The following is a 6,510-nucleotide window of genomic DNA, read 5'->3' as shown; positions in this document are numbered from 1 at the left end:
TTATATAGTGCAAATTGAGGGAATTCCTCTCACCGGTAACGGAAAAGTAGACAGAAAAAGATTATTAGAAAAAGAAATTACAGATCAAGATCAGATTATCAAAAAGGCTATAAAGCAAGCAAGAACTGAAACAGAGAAAAAACTTGTGGAAATTTGGCGAAATGTTCTGGATGTTGAAGATATCAGTATTGACGCTAACTTCTTTGAATTAGGTGGCAACTCAATCAACTTATCGCAGCTTTATTCAAAAATGCAAAATGATTATAAAGATTTAAACATAGCAGATTTATTTAAATATCAAAGTATTGAAGAAATATCTCAGTATTTAAATAGTCAAACAAATTCAGTATCTAATTTACCTTTAGATTCAATAGAAGTTCCTCAAAAAATCTTAAATAACGAAGATAACTATGAGAGTAAGAAAATTATTGTTTTAGAAAAAAAGTTAAACTTAGTCTTAAATAAGGAAACAGAGTCTAACATTGTTAATACTTTTCTGTATTTATTATCAAGCTTTGTAGAAAAAGAAGAATACTTTATATCTAATTTGCAAAATAAAAACTTTATAATGTTTGAAAAAGTAGTAACAAAAAGCTATCAAAGTCTTGAAGAACTAAGAAAATTCATAAAAAGTAACTCTATTAAAAAAAGTTTCCACAGTAAATTCCAATATACAAAAAAAATAAATTTAAAAAACAACTCTTCTTCTATAAATGTAATAATAATAAATGGAGATTACTTAGAAAATATACAACATAATCTGAGTAAGTATTATGATTTTATTTTTGAATATACTCATTCTACGGACAAAAAAATACATTTTTCAATAACATATTCGAATGATAAATTAAAAAATGAATCAATGGAATTGTTTTTCAAAACCTTTATAGATGTAATTTCCAAATTAAATTAAAAATAGAGCACCTTTTGTTGAGGTGCTCTAAAAGAAAGGAAGAACAAGCTTATGTTCAATATATTTGAACACATTAATACTAATGATCAACAAACATTTAATAGAACAGAAATAAAAGATAAAATTGCTGTTATTGGTATTTCTTCAAAATTACCTAAGTCTAATGATTATAAAGAATTTTGGGATAATTTGATGAATAAAGTGGATTGTGTAGATGATATTGACAATGAAAGAAAGTTAGATTGTGATAATTTTTTCAACCATATAGGTATTAACTCAGAAAATTTAAGTTATCAACAAATGGCATTTGTTAGTGATGTCGATAAATTTGATTATAGATATTTTAAAATTCCATATCAAGAAGCATGTTTAATGGATCCTAGACAAAGACTATTTTTGGAAACGAGTGTTAATTCATTATTGGATGCAGGATATACAGCAAACCATATTAAAGGGCAAAATGTTGGTGTATATGTTGGAAGTAGCAATAGCGATGCTATATATAATTACGATAAAATTATGTATGATTCATCAATTAGAGATCCAATTAGTATTGTAAATAATTTGCCATCAATGATAGCTAGTCGAGTTTCGCATTACTTTGATCTAAAAGGACCAAGTTTGACCATAGATACCTCTTGTTCATCTTCTCTAGTGGCTGTTCACGAAGCATGTAAGGCTATTTTATACAAAGAATGTGAAATGGCTATTGCAGGTGGATGCAACTTAAATCTTATACCTCTTCAACATGATGTAAAGTTAGGAATAGAATCAAAAAATTTTAGAACAAAAGCATATGATGATGAATCAGATGGAACTGGCTTTGGAGAGGGGATAATTTCTTTCGTGTTAAAACCCTTATACAGTGCCCTAAGAGACAATGATAATATCTATGCGGTAATCGAGGCAAGCAGCATTCAAAACCATGGAAATTCAATTGGAATAGCTACTCCTAGTTTGGATGGTCAGAGAAATCTAATATCTGAAAATTTTAGTAAATCTGATATAGATGTTAATAAACTATCATTTATAGAAGGTCATGGAACTGGAACAGCTATAGGAGATTTAATAGAATTGGAAGCGATGAGTCAAGTTTTAAAGGACAGAACAACAAAAAAACAATATTGTCCTATAGGATCTGTGAAGAATAATATAGGTCATCTGCTCAGTGCCTCTGGAGCAGCAGGGCTACTCAAATCTATATTAGCAATAAATAAGAAAAAATTCCCTCCTAATATACATTTTAATATACCTAACAAAAAAATTGACCTTAGTGACTCACCACTATACATAAATAAACAAGAAGTTAATTTAGATGATAGTGAAAGGTTATTTGCAAGTATAAGTTCTTTTGGGATGAGTGGAACTAACTGTCATATTATTATTTCTAATTATAAAAAAGAAAGAAATTTAATCAAAGAAAAGCCTCTAATTTTCACATTATCTGCTAATGATCTAGAGATTTTGAAAATAAAATTACAAGAATTTTATCACTTTATTTATAACGAGCAAGAATTGAGGCTAACTGATGTTTCATATACTTTAAATTGTAGAAGGGATCATAACAAATATAGATTAGCTATTATAGCTTCGAATAAAGAAGAATTAATGAAAAAACTCTATGAATGCCTAACTGAGCTTCTAAAGGAGAATGAGAATTTCCAATTGAAGGATACATTTTTAAACAATATTTGTGACATAAAATATGGACAAATAGAGAGCGAGATTAATCCACTTAATCATGATTTACAGAATATCTGTAAACAGTATATCCAAGGTAAAAACATCAACTGGCATAGAATTTATCAATATGATTGTCAGGTTGTCTCGTTGCCTGTTTATCCATTTAAAAAAACAAGATGTTGGTATAATGAAGAAAAAAGAAATTATGTGTTAAAGGATGATATTGTTTTAAATGATAATGAAAAAATTATTGTTGATGCATGGGCAAAGATCTTTGGCGTTAAAGAAATTGATTTAAAGCAAGACATTTATGAGGTTGGAGGAGATTCATTAAGCTTAGTGAGTATGTATCATGAAATAAAGAATAAGTTACCAGATATAGTATTAGAATCTTTTATTCAAAATGAAAGCCTAAGAGAGATACTAGATTATGTGAATCAAAACGCTAAAACGTGTGTAGAAATAGATGAACTAATATATGAAACAGATGAGTACAAAATTTTTAAATTTTCTAACGGAGTGAATACTTCTAACACATATTTAATCAATAGTGATGAACAAACAATTCTTATTGACTCTGGGGTTAGCATCAAATATTTAACACAATTCTGTGAAAAAGAAAAAATTAAAGGAATTAATCACATTATATTTACCCATTCTCATTTTGACCATACATATTCAGCTCAAGAAATAAAGGAAAAATTCAAATGTAATTTTGTAATGCATGAAAAAGAATTGAATTTTGCAAAGGATTTAGTGAATAATGGATTGGCACTCATGGGAAAATCCTTTTTATTCGAAAAAAGTGATATTCTCCTTAAAGAAAATAAAATGATGAAACTCAAAGGGTTAGAAGTTCTGCCTATTCTTTGCCCGGGCCATACATCTGGAAGTATATGTATAAAGATTGATGAATTTTTATTTACAGGGGATACTATGTTTAAAGATGAAAATTCTGGAGTTGACAAAAAAACAGGTAATGGAGAACTGTTGCGAAGATCGATTTCTTATTTACTGAATAACATGAATGAAAATACCATTGTATGTCCAGGACATGGTGAAACTTGTTCAATTAAGTATATAAAAAATAGGTATAAAATTAATACTACTATTTAGATAATATAAGGAGTTATTAAAATGAAAATAAGGTTGAATGAAAATGCTGCTGATTTCTCCGATAAAATATCTTCGATTTTGTTTTTAAAACATACTAATTTTTTTATAGAATACTGTAATGAAATGAATTTGAGTTTAGAAAAAGAATATTATCAACTGTTAGAGGAACTGAAAAAAATAAATTTAAAAGAAGAATATCTAAATTTTTATTTTGAAAGTTTTTGTGAATATAAGGATGTTGTTAATGCTAATATTTTTTGTTTGGCAACTTCCTTTTTTAAAGTGTCTGATATTTATAACAAGAACTTTTCCGAAATCATCGATTTTTTATTGAATTATTCTAATGAAGAAGTACAAACAAATATATTACAATCTTTATTGTATTTAAATGGACAATCAGATAGAACTAACTTAGATGGGTATTTAGATAACATTGATAAAACTTTTTCATTATTAAATGAGTTGAAGATAAAAGATGAATTTAAATGGATTATATTTAAGGTTTTAAAATCCCCCAAAAAATATGTAGAACTTTTTTGTGAAGAATTACTATCCATTAATGATAGACTTAATCATGCTTTAACAATTTTAATACCATTTAGAGAAATTTGGATTGATCAATTGAAGAATATTAATGATGAATTCCCAAAACATATTATTGAGACAATTAAGGGAAAAGAGTATGTCAACTGTAGTTATATTAACATCTATCCTACTCTAATTCCGTATACAGCTACTATAACTAAAAAGATTGATGAAATTTATCTGGGTCTTGGATATAAAGTTGACCAACTATTTAAAAATGAAAAAATAGATATTGATCAAGTAGTGAATTTATTAAAATTAATATCTGATAAAAGTAAGTTTAAAATATTAATTTTATTAAAAAATAAAAAGCTTTATGCAAACGAAATAGCGGAACAATTACATTTGACAAATGCTACAATATCTCATCATATGAGAGTTTTGACAATTCAAGGTTTAGTTCAAAGCACCCGAATTCAAAATAAGACTTATTATTACCTAAATACAAAAAAAATAAAATTTCTTTTAGGTAACTTAAATGAAAACTTTAAATATATTATAGATATAGAGGAGAAAAAATGAATAATACAGTTTTTGACATAATAACTGATGCACAAAGTCGGAATAACAAAGGTATTACATTTATTAGTGGAGCTAATGATGAAAATTATGTTTCATATCATGAATTATATGAGAGTTCAATAAAAGTTCTTGGTGTGTTACAAAAGAAGGGTCTAAAAAAAAACGATGAATTAATTTTGCAAATAACCGATAATACTACTTTTATTCAAGTTTTTTGGGCATGCATTTTGGGTGGGATTATACCTGTTCCCTTAAGTATAGGTTACAATTCTGAAAATAAATTAAAGGTAATCCGTATATGGAAAATCCTCAATAATCCTTTTATATTATCAGATTTAAAAAATCTAACATCTTTACAAGAAATTGCTGAAGCGGATATTTCTGATACTATGTCAAAAAAGTCTATACTATTAAATGAAATTCAAGTTGATGCTGATATCGGAGAATTAATGCCACCTAAACCTGATGATATTGCTTTTATTCAGTTCTCTTCAGGTACTACAGGGGATCCAAAGGGAGTAGTTTTGACACATAAAAATCTTACTACTAATTTATCAGCATTAAATGATGCTTGGGGGACAACAGATGTTGATTCATCGTTAAGTTGGATGCCGTTAACTCATGATATGGGGCTCATAGCAGTACATTTAGCATCAACTCTAAAAAAAATTCAACAATATATTATACCAACTTCAGTTTTTATAAGAAGACCGAATTTGTGGTTAATGAAAGCAGATGAACATCGAATTACTCAGCTTTATTCACCAAACTTTGGTTTTAAATTTTTTTTAGATCATTATAAGAAAAGTGGTTCTTATAATTGGGATTTATCTTGCGTAAGGTTTATCGCTAATGGGGCTGAACCTATTTCTGCCTTATTATGTAACAATTTTCTACAGGAAATGAGTCAATTTGAATTGAATGCTAATGCGCTTAATACTGTATATGGTTTGGCAGAAGCGACCGTTGCTGTTAGTGTTCCAAAAGTTGGAGAACTTTTTGTTCCTGTCAATGTTGACAGGGCTTCAGTTGGTATTGGTCAAAAAGTGAGGGAGATAATTAATCAAGAAGAAAGTATTACTTTTGTTGAAGTTGGAACTGCAGTTAATAATTGTGTATTCCGTATTTGTGATGATCTTAATAATGTTTTAAAAGATGGGTATGTAGGTCTTATACAAATAAAAGGTGACAATGTAACATCCGGGTACTATAACAATGAAAGTGCTACAAAAGATATTTTGACACCAGATGGTTGGCTAAATACAGGAGATATAGGTTTTATACGTGATGGTAGTCTTGTTGTTACAGGCAGATCTAAAGATATTATCATTAAAAATGGGCAAAATTATTACGCCCATGACATAGAAAGAATTGCAGAAAATGTAAAAGAGGTTGAATTAGGAAATGTAGTTGCTTGTGGAGTTTATAATGAAGTAAAAGGTGAGGAAGATATTGTTCTCTTTTTTAGGTGTAAAAAAAGTTTTAACATGACTTTAGTGGATCAGGAGATAAAGAAAGTAATTTCCCAACAGCTAGGCTTAGAAGTACACCAAATCATACCAGTAAGAAAAATTTTAAAAACAACGAGTGGAAAAGTACAAAGGGGAAAAATGAAGGAATATTATAAAGATTATATTAATTGATATTTTTTATGTAAAAAAAGTTAAATGAGTATCATATTGCTTATTATT

The 6,510-nt window shown here is 28.0% G+C and carries 4 protein-coding genes; all 4 read left to right on the top strand.

What is annotated here, in order from left to right; all coding sequences use genetic code 11:
• Positions 1–913, top strand: a 913-nt coding sequence (locus tag AXI57_RS13560; RefSeq protein ID WP_155724091.1) for a phosphopantetheine-binding protein, incomplete at its 5' end; no start/stop codon positions are given.
• 51 nt (positions 914–964) lie between these two features.
• Complete coding sequence (locus tag AXI57_RS13555) at positions 965–3,712, top strand: beta-ketoacyl synthase N-terminal-like domain-containing protein (protein WP_061670375.1); 2,748 nt, start codon at positions 965–967, stop codon at positions 3,710–3,712.
• 21 nt (positions 3,713–3,733) lie between these two features.
• The gene (locus tag AXI57_RS13550) at positions 3,734–4,819 is read left to right on the top strand and encodes an ArsR/SmtB family transcription factor (protein ID WP_061670374.1); all 1,086 of its coding nucleotides are present in this window, start codon (positions 3,734–3,736) and stop codon (positions 4,817–4,819) included.
• A complete protein-coding gene (locus AXI57_RS13545; protein WP_061670373.1) occupies positions 4,816–6,462 on the top strand; it encodes an AMP-binding protein in 1,647 nt (548 codons plus the stop codon). Before AXI57_RS13550 ends, AXI57_RS13545 begins: the two co-directional genes overlap by 4 nt.
• Positions 6,463–6,510: the final 48 nt, after the last annotated feature.

It is taken from the genome of Bacillus atrophaeus (genome assembly GCF_001584335.1).
Lineage (GTDB): Bacteria > Bacillota > Bacilli > Bacillales > Bacillaceae > Bacillus > Bacillus atrophaeus.
The sequence above is the reverse complement of the archived record's forward strand: the minus strand, read 5'-3'. Positions and strand labels throughout refer to the sequence as shown.